Raw genomic sequence first — 24,461 nt, 5'->3', positions numbered from 1 at the left:
GTGTAGTTTTGTAAAATATTGTTGATCAATTGTTCTACGATTATGATACTTTCAGCAGATTTTTACGGGATGGCCACAGCACCAACTATCGCTCCTGAACGGTCTAGTCAAGTTATCCGTAAGACTTATCCGAATTACAAAGTGATTGTATTAAACGATGACTTTAATACATTCCCACATGTGGCTGAATGTTTGATGAAATATATTCCGGGGATGACTGGCGATCGCGCTTGGGATCTGACTAATCAGGTACACTATGAAGGTCAAGCGATCGTCTGGGTTGGCCCCCAAGAACCTGCGGAACTCTATCACCAGCAGCTGCGCCGAGCAGGTTTGACAATGGCACCTCTAGAAGCAGCTTAATCATCATGGGCAAACCCACCGCCGATTCCCTCCGCACGGCTTCGCAAAAAGCTGCCAGACTGGTTTGGAATCACTCAACACACCTTTCTGGACTGATTCCCATTTTAGAACGTCTTTGTCAGCACGATGGCATCCAAACCGTGACACCGGGAGTCATTGGGCGGGCAAAAGGTCACTGTCCAAAAATGCAACTGCGCGTCTCAGTACCAATTCGCGGCGGCTATAAAGTCATCGCCCGACAGGGAAAGACGGTACAAGAGGTGTTTATTTTAACGACTTTGCCCCAAGATCAACTAGAAGCGGCATTAGCGATCGCCATGAGATAGTTAGTTAATCATGCCCAATGCCCAATGCCCAATACTTCTCTACGAGACGCTACGCGTAGCAAGATCCCCGGAGGGGTAGGCTCAGTACAAGTGCCCAATGCCCAATGCCCAAATGACTATTCCTCAACCTGATGTACTGCAAATTTGTGTAGCGGCAAACTAACGATGCAAGAAAAAGTTAAGAAATATGACAGCGCCGTAGTTATTTTCAAAGTCATTAGCACAGATTCCCAGCCTGGTAAAACTATTTTCTCTATGCCAAAAGCTACACAGTAAACTAGCCAGTAACTAAAGCTCATTCTAAATAGAATTCGCTCTGTTTCTTCCACATCATTTGTTTCTTGCTTACCGTCCCACAGTAACACCAGTCCAATAATGCAAGCCACAAAGGAAACAGCAACTACAAATTCGTGACAAAATATATTTAAGGAATGCATTTGTGTTTATTCCCACATTTTCTAGTTAAAACTCAGTCTAAAGGAATATTCCTTGCAGAAATACAAATTATTTACAAACCTCAATAGAGTAATAAGATTTATGTAAAGAAATGCAACAAAAACTTTTGTTTTGCAAATCTAGATATTTTTAATAAAAATTAAAGTATAGGACTCATATTTGATTTTTGAAATATACGTAGGGTGCGTTATGCCTCTGGCTAACGCACCACCCGAAGCTACAGATACTAAAAGCTAATTTAATTAATTTTACATTACGTAACATAGTTTTATTTATTGTTGCCCACCACACAAGATTGGAGAATTTATTTGTTGGAAGTCCCTAATTATTAACACCGTTCTACTTAGCTGAAAGAGCTGAAAGCCTATAGCGGTTCCCATTCAGATGTGGTACAACGTTACACCACGAGGTGTAGGGGCACGGCACTGCCGTGCCCCTACGGGTGTACCTCACGTAAACGATAACTGCTATAACGCGCTGCTTTACTAAGGTTGATAGCGAAGGCTAAAGTAAAAGCCATCATCCTGAGCGTTATTACCGCGATCGCTCAGATCGATAAAGGGAAATCCATAATCGAGCCGCATAAAGAGATGATCAATTCCCAATGCCTGATTCCACAAGAATCCTAAGCCTGCACCCACCAAAAAAGTTTGATTTGGTAACGCATTGGGATTATTAGACTGATTCCAGACGGCTCCCATGTCCACAAATGGCGCAAGTTGAATCGTAGATAATCCCGATTCATTGCGCTGCACTGTGATCCGATCTTCCATCGCTACCCGAAATCCATTATCCCCAGAACGGATATTTTGACGATACCCCCTTACAGATTGTCCACCGCCAATCACAAATTGCTGTGATGGTAAAAGGCTATCTGGTGTTAGCTGCAAGTCTGCTTGGATGAGTAATAAATGATCGTTGCTGAGTTGCTGCACTCGTTGTACTTGACCTAGCCAGCTGAAAAAGCGACCATCAGGTATGGGGTCACTGTTGATAGTTGCGTCTAATATATCTATGCCAAAATTAAATTGCGATCGCAAAAACCAAGCTCCTTGAGGTTCGCGTCTGGTATAATCTTGACCAAATTTAATTACACTGGTGCGGCTCACACCATTGGCATCAGGCCCAATACCAAAGGGGGTTGCGAGGTTATCGAAGAGGAAAGTTTGACCATCTTGATAGCTAAATCCCAAGGATAGGGCAAATTCTTCTTTGGGCGATCGCACTAATGGTTGACGATAATTGATTTCATAAAGATCCTGGTTTGCCCGAATGCCAAAAGCATTAAAAGGTGGCTCAGTAATTTCACTGCGATTAAATGCGGCTCGAATCTGCACTTTGCCATTCATGGCGTTAACGGGGACTTGATAACTAAAATCAAAGGCATCGGAACCACCAGAAAGTGTATGGTAATAAGAGCCTGCTAACTCATCTCCCATACCGGTTAAATTGCGATCGCGCAGTTCCACACCCAATCTTTGGGCGCCAATACTGGGAGGGGAATAATTATCTACACCCAAGCTACCAGTTACAGGATTTGCCTCTTCAACTCTGACAAGCAGAACACTTTGAGCAACCTTACCCGTTGGACGCAGACGCGCTTCCACATTGGTAAATAAGGGATCGAGTCGCAACAGTTTCAATTGTTCTTCGAGTTTACCAGTATTCAGAGGAATACCAGCACCTAATTGGATGCGACTACGAATATAAGATGGGTTTAATCGTCGCGTTCCTTCGATGTCAATCTCTGTCAAACGCCCTTCCAACACCCGAATTACCACAATCCCATCGGCGGTACTAGGTTGCTGAGTCTCTGGAATCGCTCTGGAATTTATATAGCCTTTATTTAAGTAAAGTTGCGTAACGGCATCGGCGGCTTGTCTGATTTCTTCTAAAGTCAAGTCTCGTTCTTCAAAGGGTTTCACGACTCGATTCAAGTCATTTTCATTAAAAACTGTGCTACCTACAACCTGGATTTTGCGAACTCGAATGCGTTGTGGTGTTTCTGGTTGGGCGTTCGGTTTTGGTTGATTGGGGTTAGTTACCGGGGGAGATTCTGTTTTCTGTACTATTTGTAACTTTGGCTGACTGCTATTTTCAGCCGAGTCCGGTGTCAAGATATTGGCTGTAGCTTTAAGTCCATTTGCAGTTACAATCCACACCGCAGGTAGAATTAGCAATCCGCACTGAAAAGTGAAACTGTGCTGACTCCATTTATTACTTGCCAAACTCCGCCAAGTGTCTAACTGATCGGAGAAATAGACAATTCTTTGCTGATTTGTTGCTCTCGGATTAACACCAGTTTCTGTTTCTTTTCTCATTTATCCTCAGTGGGATGCCTGATCTCACGACTGGGCTGATTTTGATTTTTGAGTATGCTATGGCTGTATGAATATTTCAATATCATATTTTTGACATTCAGATTTCAGAAGATTTGTAACTAAAACTATAATCAACAGGGATTTCTTCTCAGTGATAGTCCCTAGCATTATATTGTGGTGACAGGTAGAAAACTTGGGAAAACTTCGATGTCACCACTGATCTCCATTGTCATCGTCAATTACAACCGGGAGTCTTACCTTCAAGAAGCGATCGCCAGCGTCTTAAAGCAGACATGGCAAGATTTTGAGCTACTAATTTGGGATGATGGTTCTACAGATAGATCAGTGGCGATCGCAAACGCTTATGCTCAACAAGATGGGCGAGTGCGGGTAGTCCAAGGGCACCATCAGGGAGTTGCTGCGGCTTGCAAGACAGCGATCAGCCAAACTAGCGGCAATTATATTGGCATCGTAGACAGTGATGATATCCTCGCCCCTACTGCCCTTGCCCAAACCGCTAAAGTCCTCAACCAGCACCCAGAAACAGGATTTGTTTACACCGACTACTTAAATATTGATCAACAGGGTAAAGTTATCGGCTACGGTCATCGTTGTGACATTCCTTACTCCCAAGAAGGTCTGTTGGTGAACTTCATGACTTTTCACTTCCGCCTCATGCGGCGTTCAGTTTACGATCAGGTGGGAGGTGTTAACAAGTCGTTCCGCTATGCCGAAGATTACGACCTGTGTCTACGACTTTCAGAAGTAACCCAGGTGCGCCAAGTCAAACAGCCTCTGTATTTATATCGAAATCATCCCCAAAGCATCTCTGTTAATCGAAAAAAAGAACAAATCCTCTGGTCTGGTAAAGCGATCGCTCAAGCACTTTGGCGACGCGGATTAGCAGAAAAGTTACAAATCGATGTAGAATTGCCCACAGGTCGCTTCATATTACGGCGTAAAAAACCTCTCCTGCCCAACATCGCCGCTTTAGTCCTAGCTGTTGTACCTCTGGTGGCAGCCATGAGTGCAGGATTAGCCCAAGCCCAAAAAATTGTCCCTGCTGCCGATGGGACAGGCACAATTGTTACACCCAACGGCAATCGATTTGATATCACTGGCGGTACGACTTCTCGGGATGGTCTTAACCTCTTCCAAAGCTTTCAGCAATTTGGCATTTCACCAGGACAAATCGCCAACTTTCAAGCTAGTCCGGCGCTGCAAAATATTCTTGGTCGAATTACAGGCGGGAATGCCTCGGTGATCAATGGTTTAATTCAGGTGACAGGTGGCAATGCTAACCTTTTCTTGATGAATCCAGCCGGATTTATTTTTGGAGGAAATGCCAGTTTAAATGTGCCTGGTGCTTTCACGGTGACAACAGCCAACGGCATAGGTTTTGGTAGCAGTTGGTTTAACGCTATTGGTGTTAATGACTACAAGAGTTTAGTAGGAAACCCCAACGGATTTGCCTTTAGTAGTAATCAGCCGGGGGCGATCGTCAATGCTGGAAATTTGGCAGTAGGTGCTGGGCAGAATTTGAATTTATTGGGCGGTACTGTAGTCAACACCGGGCAACTTTCGGCACCGGGAGGGCAGATTACCATCACATCCGTACCGGGACAAAATTGGGTGCGTCTCAGTCAACCAGGAAATCTCTTGAGTCTGGAAATTCAGCCACTCGCCTCTAGTAGCAGCCAACCCAATAACTGGACAATTCCCATTGCATCTTTACCCGAATTACTCACAGTCGGTAACACTGGGTTAACTGCTAATGCTGATGGAACTGTGCAACTGACAGGTTCTGACGTCAAAATTCCCACAAATCCAGGTACAACAATTGTTTCTGGCAAAGTGGATGTATCGAGTCAAACAGGTGGTACGGTAGCTGCTTTGGGTAAAAGAGTGGCGGTGATTGGTAGCAATATTAACGCCTCTGGAATTAATGGCGGCGGTACCGTGTTAATTGGCGGCGATTACCAAGGTAAGGGGACTTTACCCAACGCCAATCAGACTTATGTTGACTCAAACTCCGTTATTAATGCCGATAGCAAATTGAATGGAAATGGCGGACGGGTAATTATTTGGGGTAACGACACAACCCAATATTTTGGTAAAATTTCGGCTCGTGGAGGAGCAAATGCTGGAAATGGTGGTTTTGTGGAAGTTTCGGGGAAGGAAAACCTGATTTACAATGGTAATGCTGACCTGACTGCTAAAAAGGGTATTATTGGTAACTTGTTACTAGACCCAACCGATATCAATATTGTGGCTACTGCTCCACAACCGCAGGATGGCTCTTTGCCTGTAATCTTCCAAGATGCTACTCCAGCAACCTTCACGATTTCCCAAAATGCCCTACAAAGTCAGGATGCTGCTGTTACTCTACAAGCAACTAACAACATCACAATTGACAATGGCGTATCTTTAAACTTTGTGAATAATGTTGGAAAACCAATTACATTTACCGCAGATGCAGACAATAACGGTGTCGGCGCATTTACGATGGGTACAGGCAGCAACATCAACACTAACGGCAGAGAAATCGCCATTTCAGGAGCTAGCTTATCACTAGGAAATCTAAACACAACTGGTAATTCCGTTAAAAGTGGGGATGTAACTTTGTCTGCGAGTGGCAATATTAGTGGAGGCAACATTATTGCCAGTGGAAATGGCTATGGATCTGGCAATATAGGTGTCACCAGCACCAATGGTGCAATTACTTTAGGGAATCTCAACACCAACAACAATACAACTGGTGGCTCAGTAACTCTCAATGCCGCAAGCAATATCACCACTGGGGTAATTGATTCGTCTGCGGGGAATACTCAAGGTGGCAACGCTAGAGGTGGCAGCGTTACTTTACAGACTACCAATACTGCTGGCAGCACAATTGGTTTTACCAGCATCAACACAACGGCCACAGCAAACTTTGGTGAGGATAACACTGTTAAAGGTGGCAATGTGCAAGTGCTAACCAACGGGCTAGTTCAAGGAATAGGGACAATTAATGACACTGGTATAACGATCGCTACTGGTGGATTTTTTACTGGTAGACAACAAGTTACTAGCGCTCAACCTCTTGCGGGAGGTACTGTCACAATTCGACATGATGGTGGTCCAAACAATGCAGATTTTATCGTCGGCAATGCAAGTGTCAATGGCACGGCAGGATCAATTAATACAGGCGATAATTCAATCACTGCTTCCACTAATTTTCCAGTTTTGCCTAATGGCAAAGATGCAACTGGTACTCCAATCGGCATCACCATTACATCTGTGAACACCCCGCCGACAATCACAACAAATACACTCCTGTCATCTAGTGCCCAACCCAATCAAGCCTTTTCTTTCACATTTACTGCCAACACTAGTGATGTGAATCTCGATAATACCACCGTTGTCATTGATGCCATCCAATCAGGAACCTTGAAACGAGGCAATACCACTTTAGCTGCGGGAGACACATTAACTATCGGTGAAACATTAAATTATACGCCACCAACTAATACCACAGGGCTAATCAATGCTTTCACAGTCAAGGCTAACGATGTCAAGAATGGAGGACCTAGCATTCTTTCATCCTCAACACCTGTACAGGTAGCAATCGGTGTCAGCAAGCCAGATCCCATAATATGCACATTTGCTTGCACCTCAGTACCACCACTAACACCACCAGTTCAGGTTAGTAGTGTCGGTGGTATTGATACCAATTCCACTCCCGAAGATAAATTCACAGATGATTTTGCCAACCATTTAGGCATACCCACTCCTCAAATCAAAACACTGGATGATGCCAAAGATATTGCTCGTAAAATTGAAGAAGCCACTGGTGCTAAACCGGCATTTATCTACATCAGTTTTGTTCCTGTGGAGATTCTCCCAGGGGGAAATTTAGGCAAAGCTCAAAAATCTACTAAACAGTTAAATACCGTAGCAGAGCAGGATAGCGATCAACTGGAAATAGTCGTAGTAACAGGAAAAGGTGATCCGATCCGCAAGCGTATCCCAGAAACTACCAGAGCCAAAGTTCTCCAAGTAGCTCAAGAATTTCGTGACCAAATCGTTAGTCCACAAAACCGTCGCCGCACTGGTTATTTGCGTTCATCTCAACAACTTTATCGCTGGATTATTGCACCACTAGAAGCAGATTTACAGGCAAGAGGAATCAACAATCTGGTTTTTTTATCAGACATCGGTTTGCGTTCAACCCCAATGGCAGCACTTCACGATGGTAAGGGGTTTCTAGTAGAAAAATATAGTATTGGTTTGATGCCCAGTCTGAGTTTGACTAACACCCTTTATAAAGACATTAGAAAATCTCAAGTTTTAGCGTTAGGGGTTTCTCAAAGTACTCAGGGACAAGAACCTTTACCGGCAGTTCCCGTTGAGTTATCAAGACTAGTGTCTAAACTTTGGCAAGGCAAATTATTGTTAGACAAGCAAGCCACCTTAGAAAATCTCAAAACTATCCGCCGCCAACAACCTTTTGGGATTATTCACATGGCAACCCATGCCGATTTTGCCACTGGCGCTTTGAGTAATTCCTATATTCAACTATGGGAAGACAAGTTACGCTTGAACCAATTACGACAGTTGCGTTTGAATGAACCACAAGTTGAAATGCTGGTGCTGAGTGCTTGTAGAACAGCCTTAGGGGATGAAGAGTCAGAACTGGGATTTGCGGGTTTAGCAGTGCTGGCAGGTGTGAAAACTTCTGTTGCTAGTCTTTGGTCGGTTAATGATGCTGGTACAGCAGCGTTGATGACGAAATTTTATGAGAACTTAAAGACAGCTCCGATTAAGGCAGAAGCTCTCAGACAGGCTCAGGTAGCTATGGCTAAAGGGCAGATTTATGTAAAGGATGGTCAAGTGCAAGGTTTGGGAGTAGTGGGGAACTTGCCTTTACCTGCTGATAGTGCTGATGAATCGCTTATGCATCCTTATTATTGGGCTGGATTCACAATGGTTGGCAATCCTTGGTGAAGGTAGGGAGCAGGGGGAGTAGGGGGAGTAGGGGGAGCAGGGGGAGTAGGGGGAGCAGGGGGAGTAGGGGGAGCAGGGGGAGTAGGGGGAGCAGGGGGAGCAGGGGGAGCAGGGGGAGTAGGGGGAGCAGGGGGAGCAGGGGGAGCAGGGGGAGGGAAGAGAAAACTTTAGTATTTTTTACGACCGTTATAGCTCTAAATACACTTATTTCTTTCTCTCCCCCTGCCTCCCCTACCTCCCCTGCTTCCCCACCTCACTGTTAGAGCATTGCTCCCGTTCAAGTCTGTCTCTCTCCGGTGGTTTTGAGTGCGTAAGTACTGTACTTCTTCAGTGCCAGAGTTAAGCCATCTGCGATCGCTACTACACTAAGATTAACTCGCTCGTCTTGATGCAGTTTTTGATTAAAGGCACGAATTCTTTTAGTTCTATTATCTTGCACTTGGGGGTCGGCAACCTTACCTGACCAGAGGACATTATCGATGGCAATCAGTCCCCCCGGACGCACTAATTGCAGCGATCGCTCATAATAGCCATCATAGTTGCTCTTATCTGCATCGATGAAGGCAAAATCAAAAGTTTCCACTTCTCCACTGGCGATTAACTGATCCAAAGTCTCCAAAGCTGGGGCAATGTGCAGTTGAATTTTATCCGCCACTCCTGCTTGCTGCCAATAGCGCCGAGCGATCGTTGTAAATTCTTCACTAATATCACAGGCTACCACCTTACCATCACTCGGTAACGCCAATGCCACCACCAGGGAACTATAACCTGTAAATACCCCAATTTCCAAAGTTTTCTTAGCTCCCAACAACTGCACCAGTAAGGCCAAAAATTGCCCCTGTTCAGGAGCAATCTGCATTCTCCCTATTGGATACTGGGATGTTTCCTGCCTGAGTCGGGTTAAAATTTCCGGTTCTCGGAGAGACACTGACAATAAATAGTCATAGAGGTTTTGTTCGAGTCCTAGTGTTTTAGTTGTCATGAGATTGGGGTATTGGGCATGGAGAATAGGAGATGAGTCTTTGATACTCGTAGCTAAAGGCGGGCGAGACGCCCACTCCACAAGAAATAGTTGAGTATTCTTTTTTGGAAGTGCCTTATGCAAGAAGCGATGTCTACGACGGGCTGCGCCTACGCACAAACATTCTATGTGTTTTTATATTGCACACCAAGTCTTTGCTTGAGTTACTCGCCTAAACCCTTCTAGAATTGAAACTACTGCGGGAAATTTTATTAATAAACTTACTTTTATTCTGGGAGGTATGATGAGCCGTCCAATAATTCTTGGTATTGTCGGCGACAGCGCTGCTGGTAAAACAACACTAACTCGAGGAATCGCTCAGGTACTCGGACCAGAAAACGTCACGCTGATATGTACAGATGATTATCACCGTTACGATCGCCAACAACGTGCAGAAATAGGGATTACTGCCCTCCACCCAGACTGCAACCACTTAGATATTATGCAGCAACACCTGTCGTTGCTACGCACAGGACAACCAATTCTCAAACCAGTTTACAGCCATAAAACCGGCACATTCGAGCCACCGCAGTATATCAAGCCCAATAAATTCGTGATTATTGAGGGATTACTCGGTTATTCTACCCGTGCTGCCCGTGATTCCTACGACGTAAAAGTTTACCTTGCACCCCCAGAAACATTACGCACTAAGTGGAAAGTTAAGCGGGATACGCAAAAGCGGGGCTACACTGCTGAACAGGTAATAGCGGAACTAGAAAAACGCGAACCAGACTCAGCACAATTTATTCGTCCGCAACGCCAATGGTCTGATATAGTCATTAGTTTCTATCCACCCATTGGGGACGATGATGAAACCAATGGACATTTAAATGTTCGTCTGGTATTACGTCCGACAATTCCCCACCCAGATTTTACTGAGATTATCAACTCTGGCTATGGTAATTCTGATTCAGCGATTCGCCTGGGGCTAGACAGGGATATGAGTAAGCCTGTAGATGTCTTAGAAGTTGATGGTCATGCCACCTTAGAACAGGTGAATAAACTAGAGCATATTATTTGTTCTGATATGCCCCATTTACGAAATATTTGCGATCGCGAAAGCAATCCAGAACTGGGTAAAATTGCTGGTACAACTGGTGAGACAATCCAGAGTTATCCCCTAGCACTCACCCAGTTAATAATTACCTACCACATGCTGAAAGCGACGCAAATTTATCAGTAAGTTGGTCGCTATCGGTTTTACAAGGTAGTTCCCCAAAGTGGGCAGCAGTTTCTATTTCATCCCAGTAAGAATCGTTAACGATAAGTAAGTGGGCGTGAATAATTAAAGGTTTGTAGTAAGAACTTCAGTCCTTAAAATAGGGCTAGAGCCGCTTACTACAAACTAATTCAATTAATTTTACATTACGTAACATAGATCATAGATAACTGGGAGCATCTCAGCGAAAGCAAATATACCAGGCGATTAGAAATCGCGGCTACACAAACGTACCCCGTTGGGGAACCCGTTCGCGTAGCGTCTCCGAAGGAAAAGGGTAGGCCGCCTACGCGGACTCAAAGAATTTGAAACCCAGGTCGGTGGGTTTTGTCTGTATAGCCCCGAATTCCATTCGCCAGGGCAGGCTAAATTTTTAAATTTTGAAACTTTGTAAACTGGGGATTGAACAAAAGTTTCGCAGTACCTGTAGGTCCGTTGCGGTGTTTAGCTATAATCACTTCTGCAATGCCGCGATCGGGAGTATCGGGCGAGTAATATTCATCGCGGTACAACATGATTACTAAGTCGGCATCTTGTTCAATGGAATTGTGAACAATAATATTATTTGCAACAAAATTATGTAAACTAGGAACCGTAAGATCAAAGACTTCTTCCTCGCCGCTATATTCAATTGAAAGTATCTCATCCCAATAAACATCACTTTTGGCAAGAGCAACCATTTGAGATGATTGAACAAGGTGTCTTAGAAAGCAACCTATTGACTCTTGGGGTTGTGAGAACAATTCTTGAGGTACAAATTTTTCATCAGACCTTAAGCCAAAAACACCGAGAGAGTCTAGCCATTTGGCTATTGGATTTCTCACACCATGAGTTAGATGCTGTGCTGCGGATAAGTAAACTTGATACCAGCCACCTTCAGGTGAAATTTTAGAAATAATTGAATCTCCAAAAACTTCTGTTGCCAAGAAAGCAACATTCTGAGCTAAATCTATCTCTCTGGTAGTGTACTGTATGGCATGACTATGCAATGTACAACCGTCGCCAATTAAATGCCCTAATAATGCAACTTTGGCATAAGTAATGGTTTCTTTACCACGATTGGGGAGATGTCTTGGTAAACATAGATGTTGTTTAGGAGTTAATTCATCAAGTCTTTTCCAGCCATTAATTGTTAGAAACTTGTGATTACCTGTGGCACGGATTTTTCTACCCAATCGAGTTGTTAAAGTAAATAGGGGCTTGATACCGGTAGAAAAAGCATTGCTAACAATTGCCTTTTCTAGCTGCATTGTAGCTTCGTTCAACGCCCAAACTGCAAAACCAGATTTTCCTACTAATTCTCTAATTGGTACTTGCAGTCCGCCCGAAGCTAATGTCACCAGACTATCGCCTGCTAAACAACCAGACTCTCTCAAATCTGATAACATCGGGCGTTTGTTAGTACGCGCTTCCACACCTCGACTCAACTGAGATAGGGCAATAACTGGTACAGATAATTCCCGCGCTAAACCTTTGAGTTGACGGGTAATTTTTGATAATTCTTGGACGCGATTATCACCTGCTCCTTCCATCAATTGCAAGTAATCTATTACAATTAATCCTAATTCAGTTCCTTGTTCTGCTTGCAGTCTTCTAGCCTGACTACGTATTTGTGTAACTGTAATATTCGGCGTGTCGTCAATATAAATCGGTATCTCGGAAAGGATACCAATAGCACGGCTTAAAGGTTCCCACTGTGTTTGACTGAGGCGGCCAGTCCGCAGATAACTACTTTCAATTTGGGCTTCGCTAGCTAATAGACGTTGCGTTAGTTGCTCTTTGGACATTTCCAAACTGAAAATAGCAACTGGTAATTTATAAGAAGCGGCGATGTTATGAGCTAGGTTTAAGCAAAATGCTGTATTGTGAACACAAATATCATTGGCAACAAAATTGTGTGTTTCTGGAATTGTTAAGTCATAAACTTGCTTGTTACCCACCGACTCAATCGTAACTATTTCATCCCAATAAACATCACCTCTTCGAGGTTCACCAGTCGCCTGCGGAGGGAAACCCTCCCGCAGCGCTGGTTCACTGGTTGCTAACTGTTGAAGTGGTAAATTATCTAAAGCTGTGGCTAGTATCCAAAGTCTTTCCCGCTTTAAAGCACGTTTCCCAACATGCATATTTGTATAACCTTGAATTCCTGCACGTCTAGCTAAACTACTCCAAGTCTCATTACCTTTCGCTGCTGCTATTTGTGACCAAATCTCTATAGGTATCAAGTCACGATTAGTTTGATATCTCTTTTGAGATATTGCATCTGCAACTTTTGCTATTGCTTCTTCTTTACTGAAGATACCTATTTCGGCGATAAAAGCTTTGATAGATAAGGCATCAGTTATATCTAATTTCCACGCCATTCTGCGGGTGTTGTTATACTTGACAGACCGCTTTCTCAGAGAGGCGATGATACCAAATCTTAATAGAAGATGTTGGATTTGCCTTGCTAATTTATGGCTGACTGTTGCATACCCTAACTGTGATTGACCGCTAGTAAGTAGTGTAGCCCATCCATCTGTAGCAAAGAGACGATTAAGAAATAAAGAGATTTGCGATCGCTCTAATTGAAAAACTATGTTTGGGATAGTTTTAGAATGAGCATCTTTACCCCACAAACCTAATTCTTCTAACCAAAGTGTCAGCGAATTTTTCCGAGATTTGCTCATGCAGGCAAATCCATGAGATCCAAACTCTTCTGACTCTAATTGTAAAATTTCGCATAATAGCTCAAAAGTTTCTAAATTTGGTACACACTCTCCTTGCTTCCAAGCACAAAGTAAAGTAGGGCTGACCCCAACTAATTGACTTATATCTTTTCCTGTCAATAACTGCGATTGAATTGCTAGTTTAAAACTTTCAGCAAAAACCTGTCTTTGAATGGCAATAAATTCTAAATCTCCTTGAACACAAAGTGATGGTGTGCGTTTTCCTTGAGAAGTTTCCCAACGCCCTTTTAAACCACCAAAATCCGCAACTGCTTGTGAAAAATCGGCTTGCAGTAATGGATTCCCATTTGTAAATCGTGGATTGCAGTTAGTTAATCCGCCATCGCCAATTAAATAAGCTAATAACTTGACTTCGCACTCACGGATGGTTTTTGTACCAAATACATCTATTTTTCGCGGGACAGCGATTTTATCGCCAACTTTCAGATTTTCTAGCCTTTGCCAGCCTTTAATAGTTAAATAGGGATGAGTGATTGTGGTTTCAATTGAACGACCCAAGCGAGTAGTGACACGAAAAACCGGCTTGATACCATCATCTACAAATGCAGACGGTTGGGTAAGGATAAATTTCCAGTCGTTGTTTAACGTCAATAATGAGCCATGACGTTGGTTATACAATTCTTCAATTGTGGCAATCTGTCCATCTCCAAGGACAATTTCTGAATCAAAGCTTAGGCATTTCCCCATTGATGGGCGACCCGCGACAATAATTAAATCAGAACGCTGAAAGCCACTGGTCATGGCATCTAAATCGTAAAATCCGCAGGGAATTCCAGGTAAGGCAATGCCTTGATTTCGATCCTCAATATCCTGGAAATTATTAATTAGAGTATCAGAAATGTGAACTAAACCCGATTGGGGACGCTCTTGAGTAACACCAAATACTTTCTGTTCTGCTTGATCTAAAACCTGTGGTAACTCGGTTTCTGTCTCGTAACCAAGATGTACAATTTCATTGCCAGCTTTAATTAAGCGCCGCCGCAGGTATTTGTCCATGACTAACCCTGCTAAGGCGTCGATGTTGACGGCTGAAACTGTGCGATCTACCAGAGTTGCTAATTTATTTCTGCCACCAATGCGGGTTAGCATTTCATGGTCTGTCAGCCAACTTGTGACTGAGAGCAAATCTGTGGCTTTACCTTGAGTATGGAGCCTAACAGCTGCTTGATAAATATCTTTGTGAGCGCTAATGTAAAAAGCCTCGGGAAGGAGGCGATCGCTAACTCGACTAATCGCTTCTGGATCTAGCAAAATCCCCCCCAAAATCGCTTCTTCCGCCTCTATATTTTGGGGTGGGAGGCGTAGTTTACCGCCGTAGGCATCGCTACCATCGCCTTGAAAACTCCGTTCTTCAGCCATAAACGATTTTAGTTTTGAGATTTTGCTAGAGACGCGATTAATCGCGTCTGTACAGGACTAGAGACGCTCCCTCATCCCCCTGATCTTTACGTCCCTCTGCTGAGTTAGCTAGCGACTACTTGAATATCGACTTGCGCCGCTACTTCAGAATGCAGCTTAATTTCGGCTTTATAAGTACCAAGGTGGTTAATATCGGGGATGGTAATGCCACGCCGATCGATTTCTTGACCGGTGGCTGCCTTAATTGCATCTACAACATCTTGAGTGGTGATGGTACCAAAAATTGCTTCGTTTTCACCAACTGGCTTGGCAATTGTCAAGCTGCCAACTTTTTCTAAAGATTCTTTTTGCTCAAGAGCTTGTTGTCTGAGTTCTAATTGCCGTTGACGCTCTTGCTCACGACGACGTTCTACTTGCTTGAGAATACCAGGGGTGGCATTGGTTGCCAATTTTTGGGGAATCAGATAATTACGAGCGTAGCCAGGAGCTACTTCCACTAAGTCGCCAGATTTTCCCAGCTTGCTGATATCCTGATTTAAAACTAACTGTACACGTTTAGCCATCGTTTTTGATTTTTCCTGTAAAATCTGATTAATTTGGGTTTGGGTAGCTCACAATGTCATTGCTGTATTCCAAGCTTCTTGGCCTAATACCCTAGAGCTTACAGATCGTAGCGAAAGGAAGGGTGCGATCGCAACTATTAGCGCTAGAAAATTCCCAGACTGGGGAATGGGGAATGGGGAATGGGGGGAGAATAATCAATGCCCAATGCCCAATGCCCAATGCCCAATGCCCAATGCCCAATATTTAAAAGTTATTCTTCATTTCCCGTATCCGTGCAAAAGTTTGCACTCCATCGCTACTCTTAACGTTTGATTGTAATGATGGCTGATCCCAACGTAAAAAGGGATTGGTGAGCTTCTCCACTCCCAGTAGCGAGGGGATGGTAGCTTCTCCTCGACTACGGTAAGCTTTCACTTCATTGAAGCGCCTTTGTAAGTCGGCGTTGTCCCCATCTACAGTTAGGGCAAATCGCAGATTGTTTAAGGTGTATTCGTGGGCACACCAGATGCGTGTATTATCCGGTAGAGAGCGCAGTTTGGTTAAAGAGTCTACCATTTGGGTCGGTGTTCCTTCAAATAAGCGACCGCAACCGCCAGAAAATAAGGTATCGCCGCAAAATAAATCGCCTGTTTCACCAGGTTGTTCGGGGGGAAAGTAGTAAGCGATGTGAGCGCGGGTATGTCCGGGAACGAAGATAACTTCAGCTATGCGGTTTGCAAACTGGACGCGATCGCCTTGTTGCAAAAACACCTGCTGTCCAGGAATTCTCCCGCGATCCTCGGCTCCTCCATAAACTATCAGTTTGGGGAATTCTTCTATTAACTGCTGATTACCACCCACATGATCGTTATGGTGATGCGTGTTGAAAATTGCTACCAACTCAGCTTTTAATTCTGCCAGTTTCTCTAATACTGGTTGAGCTTCTGCTGGATCGACAACAGCCGCGATATTTTGCTTGTAGTCGTGTAACAAAAATATGTAGTTGTCTGAGAGCGCTTCCAGACGGATTACCTGCATTACCTCTGCCTCCCTCACAACATATATTGGTATTCAGTAACAATTTTAAGACTCATCGATTCACAGGGCTACTTGCATAAGCTACATCAAGTATTTATACTTTATTCAGTATAACTGTAATCTACTATTGAGCATAATAATGCACTGCTATAATTATACAGTGAATACACCTAAAAAAAGCAAAGAAAATCTGAATTTATCAGTGAATTTTCTCTGGTAATAACCGCAAATACAAAGTTACATTTATCTTATTCTTTTGGATTTAAGGATATAAATAAATTTACATTGAGTAGATCGAGTAAGCCTTTGATATTTAACATAATATCAGTAAACAGGTGGGATTTCAAGTCGGTTAATTTTTATTTAAAAGTAAAAAACCTTTTATATTAAATGTTTATGGGAACCATTTTATGAATTCAACAAGAGGATTTATTACCATTCTGACCGGACTTTACTCTTTTCAAGATTGTATTCATTTTTTAGCGGCTATTAGGAAGTTTCATCAAGAGCCGATAATTATTTTAATTGACCAAGTTCCGGTAGTTCTCTATCCGTTATTAAAGGTTTTTAAAAATGTAATTTTAAAGCCAGCCCCTGCAAATGAAAATACTGTTTTAGCATCACGGGAAGCAAAACTGGCTCTATATGCAGCCTCTGAGTTTGAGAAAACCATTTACCTAGATTCAGATATTTGCTTACTTTCGGATATCAACGACGTATTTGAGTATTTGGATGAATATGATTTTCTGTTAACTGAAGATGTGCAACCTTCTGTTCTAAAAGCTACAAATTTACTGCGTGGAAATCAAGAAGAACTTTTACCAAATGTTTTGCAAATTCTGCAATCTGTAGGTTTACCATTGAAAGCAGATAGTGTGCAATATAATGGCGGTTTTATGGCTTTTAGAAAAACAGAAGTAACCAAAGTATTCTTTGAAGAATTTAAACGCTATTTTGAGATTGTCAAAAATAACCAAGATAAATTGCTTTTAAAAGATCAAGGGGCTTTTGCATCTGCGATCGCATCTGTACGCCCTGACATGAAAATCCTACCACCTACCTATAATTATCTCAGTAAGTGGGAAGAGGATTATGATATTCAGGATCAAATTAAGGTTCTTCACTGTACCTATCCTTATCGGCCTCAATATGCTAAAAACATTTCTCGTTCCTTATATACAAGGGCTTTTGACAGATTCGCTCAAGTTTTTTTACCCAATCAAGTTACAAATCCCTGGCGTAAAAAATGATGCATTTATAAGCAGGTAAATTAGCATTTATGAAAGATAGATTAAAGGTATCGTTGCTTGTCTGGAATTTATCTACTAATGATGGTTTCATTCGTGCTTCCTTGTTAAAAGCGGCCTTGACTAAGTTGGGATACGAAGTAAAAATCCTGGGCTTCTTATTTGGTAATGAGTTGTATGGAGCAATTCCTTTAGGTTCTGAAGTATATGCTGTAGAAGGTATTAATTATCCCAGCTTTTTAAAATCTGTAGGGAAAATTTTAAAACATATTGATGGAGATATTATTTATGCAATTAAGCCTCAACCAGCAAGTTTTGGAGTTGCACTTCTAAAGAAACTATACACTCGCCGACCAGTAATTTTAGACATTGATGATTGGGAACTTAGCTGGTATGGCGGTGATGAATGGCAATATCGTCCCACACTCAAACAGCTAGCAAAAGACTTACTTAAAAAAGACGGTGTTTTGAGATTACCTAATCATCCTTTGTACTTGAAATGGATGGAAGCTTTGGTAAATCAAGCTAATGCAGTTACAGTACATACTGAATTTTTGCACCAACGTTTTGGTGGTACATTTGTTCCCAATGGCAAGGATACCTCTTTATTTGACCCCACTCAATATGATGCTGAGTCTAGTAGAAGCCGTTATGGTTTATCTGAATATCGTATTTTAATGTTTCCTGGTGCGCCTAGACCTTATAAAGGTCTAGAAGATGTTCTTATAGCGCTCGATAAAATTAATCAGCCAGACTTAAGACTAGTGATTGTAGGTGGTAGTCCTTATGATGATTACGATCAGCAACTTGAACAAAAGTGGGGACGCTGGATTATCAAATTACCAAAGTATCCAGCTGATGTAATGCCTGATTTGGTAGCTGCGGCTCACATTGTAGTCGTTCCCCAACGAGATACTCCAGAAACTCGCGCTCAATTTCCCCTGAAGTTGACAGATGGAATGGCAATGGCTAAACCTATATTATCAACACGCGTTGGAGATATTCCCAAAATTTTAGGTGATACTGGTTATTTAGTTGACCCTGCTTGTCCTGAACAACTTGCTGAACAAATTCAATTTATTTTTCAGAATTTAGAGTCAGCAAACCAGCAAGGTATCAAGGCAAGACAAAGATGTGTAGAACACTACAGCATAGAGGCTATGGCTTTTACGCTCAAGTCAGTAATTGCTCGGTTGTGAATCTTGATTGGAGATTGGGGACTAGGGACTAGGGATTGGGAACCCAACCAAATCTTAATCATATTTTCTTCCCCAGTACCCAGTAACCAGTCTCGGAGTGCCGTATTTATTTGATGATTAGCTTTTTCTGACAAGTAATTTGTGAATAATATTAATAAATGAAAGTGGCATAAAAATATCCAATGTCTACAAAAAAACTACTACTAAGATTCGCTAAACCCTATCCCGGTTTGATTCTGCTGACAATATTATTAGGATTTTCTGGAGCTTTATTTAATGGGATTAGCACAGCTTTAATTGTGCCGGTGGTTTTAAAAATCGTGGGGCAAGAAGTAGATTTAACTACTGCCCCTCCCATCCTCAAAAGGATGATATCTCCCTTTGATAGTACTCCAGAAAATTACCGGATAGTGGTAATGGCTGGGGCAATTATCCTCACAATTTTTTTAAAGAACTTAGCTGCTTATGCCAGCGCCTTAACATCGAGTTCTTTAACCAGAAAGCTGACATCGGATATGCGCGAAACCGGATTAAGGCTGTTACTAGACATCGATCTAGATTATTATGCCAAGACAAAGGTTGGCGATTTAATTAACCGTCTTGGTGGAGAAATTGGTCGGGCTGCAAGTGCTATAGGTAGTACAGTTAAGATAGTTATTCTGGGAATCACAATTTTAGTTTTTGTCGGTTTATTGCTGTCAATTTCTTGGCAGTTGACAATTGTGGCTACGCTTTTGCTGTCGTTGGTGACGTTAGTAAATCAGTATGCCATTTCCCGGTCTAAAAATTTTGGGAAGCAGCTTAGTGAGATGTCTAGGGCATACTCAATCTCTGTACTGGAAATCCTAAACGGAATTCGGCTGGTAAAGGCGACGGGAAATGAAGAAAAAGAATATGAACGGATTAAAAAATTAATTCGCGATCGCGAATTAGCAGATTTCCAATCTCAGATTAATTCCGAAGCGATCGCACCTCTGAGTGAGGTGATGGGTATTACAGCTTTACTGCTGATTGTAGTTTTGAGCAAAACCTTCTTTGCTAGCCAGGTTTCTTCCCTTTCTACCGTACTCCTGACATATTTATTAGTGCTACTGCGAGTGCTACCATTGATTTCTCAGCTAAATACTATTCGCAGCAACTTTGCTAGTACCGCCGCCAGTGTGGATATTAGCAATGAGTTTTTAAGCCTGCACGATAAGCCATTCATGGGCAAAGGTGAGCTTCCCTACACCAAATTACAAGAGGGAGTGTCTTTTAATTCTCTTTGCTTTGCCTACCCTGGTCATGAGAAGTTAGTACTCAAAGATGTAAATTTATATTTACCACATGGCACAACCTTAGCATTGGTAGGCGGTTCGGGTGCTGGTAAATCCACTTTAGCAGACCTTTTACCTAGATTCTATGACCCGATCGCTGGCAGTATTAGCATTGACGGCATCGATTTGCGGGAGTTCGATGTAATATCCCTGCGAAAGCGGATGGGAATTGTCAGTCAAGATACCTTTCTTTTCAATGACTCGGTGAAGAATAACATCGCTTATGGGCGAGCAGAGGCTACTGATGATGAAATTCTGACAGCAGCGAAGCGGGCAAATGCTTATGAGTTTATTAGCAAATTGCCTCACGGATTTGACACCTTGATTGGCGATCGCGGCGTGATGTTATCTGGTGGACAAAGACAGAGATTAGCGATCGCCCGCGCCCTCCTGCAAAATCCTGAAATTCTGATTTTAGATGAAGCCACCAGCGCTTTAGATACTGTTTCCGAACGTTTAGTACAGTCTGCACTGGATGACTTGAGCCGCGATCGCACCACTCTAGTAATTGCTCACCGCCTTTCCACAGTCCAAAAAGCTAATCAAATAGCTGTGTTAGAGCAAGGACAAGTAGTAGAGACAGGAACCCATGAAGAACTTTTACAAAAGGGTGGTTACTACTCACGTTTGTACTCTATGCAATTTGCCGAACGTCCTGAAACTGCTACCAAACACAATCAAAGCTTGCTCCGCATCTCTCACGAAATTCGGACACAGATGAACTCGATGATTGGGTTACTGCGTTTATTACTTGATGATTTGGTAGACGATTCCCAAGAACGGCACGAATTAATAGAAGACTCTTATAAATCAGCGTTGAGAATTCTCAACACCATTGATGTTTTTGAGGATGTTATTAACTTACAAATCCGGGGGCAAATGCTCTCAATTTCTGATCACAATCAGAATGTTATCAGTAACCATTATCAAACCTTTAATCATATCTCCGTTGAGTTTCGGACTTCTATTAACCTCATACTTAGCTCTCTCCGCGCTCTAGCTGATAGTTCGACATCCACCGCAGAAGAACAAAATGGATTAATTACTGAAAGTTATGAATCTGCTATATATTTACTCGAGTATTTAGGAAAGTTTGAGAGTAATATTAATGCCTAAAATTATGAAAGATCCTACTTTAAAAAAACACTACATTTTTTTCATTGGTGAAGAGTTACCCCAGCCAGAAGCTCACCTAGTGCAGTCTACAAATGCAGCTAATGCCGCCGCCAACTTAGGATACTCAACAGTTTTGGTATACCCTGAAAAAGGAGCAAAAGCGATGAACCTAGTTAATCTAGCTCGTCCTTTTCAACCGAGACAAACCCCAACAGAACTGATTAAATATTACAATCTACATGACAAATTAAAAGTTGCTCCCTTACCGATGCCTTGGCCAATTGACCATTTTCGGAGCAAATTTACTGACTCTAACACCATTGCTAGCAAATATTATTTACCATTTCACATACTTCCAACTGCCAAACTTGTCCACAGTCGCAACTGGAATTTTGTGAAAGCTGCCATCAAAAATGGTACTCCGGCAATTTACGAACACCACCACCACGAAGAGAAGCCATTTGAGACAGAAATTGTCAAAAATCCGCTTTTGCAAATTGCTGTCACTGTTGTAGACACCATCCGTGAAAGCATGATTAAAAATGGGATGCCTCCAGAAAAAGTAATTACGCTGCACAATGGTTTTAACCGCTTATTTATGGAGAGACAACCAGAAAAAGCCGCCGAATGGCGTAAAAGACTATTGCCAGACGACAGCCAAAAATTAGTAGTTTATGCGGGGGCGCTACAGCAATTTAAAGGCATTGATGTATTAATTGATGTGGCGAAAGAAATGCCTAATGTGCAATTTGCTTGTGCCGGTGGTAAGCCGACAGAAGTCGAATATTATCAGCAATTCGTCAAAGAAAAACAGATTAGTAATATTAAATTTTTGGGTTATATTTTGCATAATGAGTTAGCATCTTTGCTACAAGCAGCCGATGTTTTAGCTCACCCTCATTGCTCAGGAAAGGCGGCAACTTTCACATCTCCCTTAAAGCTGTTTGACTACTTTGCCTCTGGAACTCCCATTGTCTCGACAGAAATTCCATCATTAGTTCAGTTTCAAGATACTAGAGCGATCGCTGCTTGGTGTGAGCCAGATAACCCCAGCAAATTTGCCGAAAGTCTCAAGCAGGTTTTAGAAACTCATCCCAGAAAGATCGAAGGTTATCCAGATAGTATCGAGTTTGTCAAGCAGTTTTCTTGGGAAAATCGGGCGGCAAAAATCCTTAGTTATGTTGATGAATCTCTGCTGCCTTTATTTATCGCATAAGGAAGAATGGAGGAGATGAAGGAAAATGACTAATAACAAATAACAAATAACAAATAACTAAAATGACTCTTAAAACTGTAGGAATGATTAGCAGCTATCGAGGTTTAGAAACCAGAGCCGATTGGCTATGGCAACAAACCCCGCATCAATTTGGAACTTGGGGCAATATGCAAATGCAGGCGCTAGCAGCAAAACCAGATTTCCTGCTGATGTATCAATTTGATTTTCCCCAAGCATCGCCGCAGAAATCTTGGTTAGATAGTTTTCGCAAAGGGCAGCAAAAACCAGTAGTCAATGTTGATTCTCTACTGCGTGGTGTGAGTCAAGAGCGGATTATTTATTTACTACGAGAACCGCCTTTAGATGAAATTGTAGAAATAACTAATCAGAATTATCAACAAGCCCAGAAGTATTGCGGCTACATTTCTGGACCCGATGATTTTGCTCCCACTCCTGACTATATGCCTGCTATTTGGTATCACTCAAATTCATTTCAAGATTTAAATGAAATGCCACCACCCGAAAAGGTTGCCCCATGTAGTTGGATTACTTCGGGTATTAGCCGCACTGCTAAACATCGCCAGCGTTTAGACTTTTTGCAATCCTTACAATCTAGTGGCATGAAGTTTGATTTGTATGGGCGTAACTTACCAGAATGGGCGAACAAATCGGGAGAACTGAGTAATAAATGGTATGGCATGGCACCATACTATTACAATCTATCAATTGAAAATTATGCTGATAATAATTGGTATGTAAGTGAGAAACTTTGGGATAGTTTACTTGCTTGGTGTCTGCCAATTTACTATGGTGGACCGGCTGCTGATAAATTATTGCCACCGGGTAGTTTTTTAAGATTGCCCAGTTTAGATGAAAAAGGCATTGCCTACATCCAAGAAGTGACAGCTACGCCTGATGCTTGGTATGCTGCCAAAGATGCGATCGCAGAAGCGCGTCAAATCATCTTACACAAATTAAACCTACTTAACTGGTTGTCAAACTTTGTTGATCAACACTCATAAATTATGAATGGTATTTGTACCCTTGGCAATGATTATGTTTTCGATCAACTGGTGGCTTTGCTCAACAGTATTGATGTGATTTTAGGCTCAGAAATTCCTGTTTGTATCTATCCTTTCGACGATCAGACACAACGGATTGCTGATGAAATAGCTAAACGCCCGAATGTATTTATTTACGATAATCAGGAATCAATCAATCGCTGGGATCAATTTATGCTCACAGCAGCCCCAGAACGATTGAATCGGAGTAAATCGCGTTTGTATGGCGCTCACCGTCGTTTTTGCGCTTTTGATGGACCTTTTGATAAGTTTATCTATTTAGATGCAGACACCTTGGTAATGAACTCACTCGCGCCAGTGTTTGACAAGCTAGATAGTTATGATTTTGTTGTCTACGATTTCCAATTTAAAGATGTTAGTAAAATATATAATGTTAATTCCCCGAAATTACTAGAAATTTTCGAGCAAAAACGCATTGATTCCGAAATATTTTGCTCAGGTTTCTATGGTGCAAAACAGGGAATATTTAACTCAGAGCAAAGAGATTGGCTGATATCCAATTTGCAAAAGGGTGAGGCGGAACTTTTGTATGAAGGTGCTGGTGAACAACCATTAATCAATTATATGGTAATGAGGTCTAACCTTTCTATTTATAACTTTGCTCGCCAACTCCCAGATAATGAAAAAACAGGATGTTCTGCCACATCTAAGCACTTCGAGGAGCGAGAACATCTTCTTTATGACAAAGGTAATCGACTAACTTATCTTCATTATATTGGGATTCCTCCTAATATCAATCAAGCAGTCTGTGCTGGAGAGAATATTGAGTTTCCCTATCGAGATTTGTTTCTCTATTATCGTTACTTACACGAACCAGAGAAGCGCCCATTATTTCAAAATCCTCCTAAGAGTTATAATGACGCTCCAGTACCAAATTTACTTACCAGAGCTTTACGAAAACTTAAGTTAATTAACCAAGGATAA

At 42.2% G+C, this 24,461-nt stretch carries 16 protein-coding genes; 10 read left to right on the top strand and 6 right to left on the bottom strand.

Going from position 1 to position 24,461, the window contains the following annotated elements; genetic code table 11:
* Positions 1 to 42: 42 nt before the first annotated feature.
* A complete protein-coding gene (clpS, locus tag V7K97_RS14095) occupies positions 43 to 363 on the top strand; it encodes an ATP-dependent Clp protease adapter ClpS (RefSeq protein WP_334801657.1) in 321 nt (106 codons plus the stop codon).
* Between the two features lie 5 nt (positions 364 to 368).
* A complete protein-coding gene (locus tag V7K97_RS14090; protein WP_334801656.1) occupies positions 369 to 689 on the top strand; it encodes a DUF2103 domain-containing protein in 321 nt (106 codons plus the stop codon).
* 116 nt (positions 690 to 805) lie between these two features.
* Here the strand turns inward: V7K97_RS14090 and V7K97_RS14085 are convergent, their stop codons facing one another.
* Both V7K97_RS14085 and V7K97_RS14080 read right to left on the bottom strand, forming a co-directional pair.
* Entirely contained in the window at positions 806 to 1,126 is a 321-nt protein-coding gene (locus tag V7K97_RS14085; protein ID WP_334801655.1) for a hypothetical protein, read from the bottom strand.
* 504 nt (positions 1,127 to 1,630) lie between these two features.
* Entirely contained in the window at positions 1,631 to 3,466 is a 1,836-nt protein-coding gene (locus V7K97_RS14080; protein WP_334801654.1) for a ShlB/FhaC/HecB family hemolysin secretion/activation protein, read from the bottom strand.
* A 207-nt stretch (positions 3,467 to 3,673) separates the two neighbouring features.
* Between V7K97_RS14080 and V7K97_RS14075 the strand changes: the two genes are divergently transcribed.
* A complete protein-coding gene (locus V7K97_RS14075; protein ID WP_334801653.1) occupies positions 3,674 to 8,452 on the top strand; it encodes a CHAT domain-containing protein in 4,779 nt (1,592 codons plus the stop codon).
* 277 nt (positions 8,453 to 8,729) lie between these two features.
* On the opposite strand, the gene V7K97_RS14070 is transcribed toward V7K97_RS14075, so the two are convergent.
* Positions 8,730 to 9,434: a class I SAM-dependent methyltransferase gene (locus V7K97_RS14070; RefSeq protein WP_334801652.1), complete on the bottom strand. Its 705-nt coding sequence runs from the start codon at positions 9,432 to 9,434 to the stop codon at positions 8,730 to 8,732.
* A gap of 283 nt (positions 9,435 to 9,717) precedes the next feature.
* On the opposite strand from V7K97_RS14070, the gene V7K97_RS14065 reads away from it, so the two are divergent.
* Entirely contained in the window at positions 9,718 to 10,656 is a 939-nt protein-coding gene (locus V7K97_RS14065; RefSeq protein ID WP_334801742.1) for a phosphoribulokinase, read from the top strand.
* Between the two features lie 401 nt (positions 10,657 to 11,057).
* On the opposite strand, the gene dnaB is transcribed toward V7K97_RS14065, so the two are convergent.
* The 3 genes from dnaB to gloB all read right to left on the bottom strand — a co-directional run bounded on the left by dnaB (position 11,058) and on the right by gloB (position 16,361).
* Positions 11,058 to 14,780: a replicative DNA helicase gene (gene dnaB, locus V7K97_RS14060; protein ID WP_334801651.1), complete on the bottom strand. Its 3,723-nt coding sequence runs from the start codon at positions 14,778 to 14,780 to the stop codon at positions 11,058 to 11,060.
* 104 nt (positions 14,781 to 14,884) lie between these two features.
* Positions 14,885 to 15,343, bottom strand: a complete 459-nt coding sequence (gene rplI, locus V7K97_RS14055; RefSeq protein ID WP_334801650.1) for a 50S ribosomal protein L9 — start codon at positions 15,341 to 15,343, stop codon at positions 14,885 to 14,887.
* Positions 15,344 to 15,587: 244 nt separating this feature from the next.
* Positions 15,588 to 16,361, bottom strand: coding sequence for a hydroxyacylglutathione hydrolase (gloB, locus tag V7K97_RS14050; protein WP_334801649.1), 774 nt, complete (start codon positions 16,359 to 16,361; stop codon positions 15,588 to 15,590).
* Between the two features lie 410 nt (positions 16,362 to 16,771).
* On the opposite strand from gloB, the gene V7K97_RS14045 reads away from it, so the two are divergent.
* The 6 genes from V7K97_RS14045 to V7K97_RS14020 all read left to right on the top strand — a co-directional run bounded on the left by V7K97_RS14045 (position 16,772) and on the right by V7K97_RS14020 (position 24,461).
* Entirely contained in the window at positions 16,772 to 17,611 is an 840-nt protein-coding gene (locus V7K97_RS14045; RefSeq protein WP_334801648.1) for a hypothetical protein, read from the top strand.
* A 29-nt stretch (positions 17,612 to 17,640) separates the two neighbouring features.
* The gene (locus tag V7K97_RS14040; RefSeq protein WP_334801647.1) at positions 17,641 to 18,807 is read left to right on the top strand and encodes a glycosyltransferase family 4 protein; all 1,167 of its coding nucleotides are present in this window, start codon (positions 17,641 to 17,643) and stop codon (positions 18,805 to 18,807) included.
* 182 nt (positions 18,808 to 18,989) lie between these two features.
* Positions 18,990 to 21,239: an ABC transporter ATP-binding protein/permease gene (locus tag V7K97_RS14035; protein WP_334801646.1), complete on the top strand. Its 2,250-nt coding sequence runs from the start codon at positions 18,990 to 18,992 to the stop codon at positions 21,237 to 21,239.
* Positions 21,240 to 21,243: 4 nt separating this feature from the next.
* Positions 21,244 to 22,455 carry a glycosyltransferase gene (locus V7K97_RS14030; RefSeq protein WP_334801741.1) on the top strand — a complete coding sequence of 404 codons (1,212 nt, stop codon included), beginning with the start codon at positions 21,244 to 21,246 and terminating at the stop codon, positions 22,453 to 22,455.
* A gap of 62 nt (positions 22,456 to 22,517) precedes the next feature.
* The gene (locus tag V7K97_RS14025; RefSeq protein WP_334801645.1) at positions 22,518 to 23,477 is read left to right on the top strand and encodes a glycosyltransferase family 10 domain-containing protein; all 960 of its coding nucleotides are present in this window, start codon (positions 22,518 to 22,520) and stop codon (positions 23,475 to 23,477) included.
* Between the two features lie 3 nt (positions 23,478 to 23,480).
* A complete protein-coding gene (locus V7K97_RS14020; protein ID WP_334801644.1) occupies positions 23,481 to 24,461 on the top strand; it encodes an Npun_R2821/Npun_R2822 family protein in 981 nt (326 codons plus the stop codon).

Origin of the sequence: Nostoc sp. (genome assembly GCF_036917815.1) — a bacterium.
Classification (GTDB): domain Bacteria; phylum Cyanobacteriota; class Cyanobacteriia; order Cyanobacteriales; family Nostocaceae; genus Nostoc.
The sequence above is the reverse complement of the archived record's forward strand: the minus strand, read 5'-3'. Positions and strand labels throughout refer to the sequence as shown.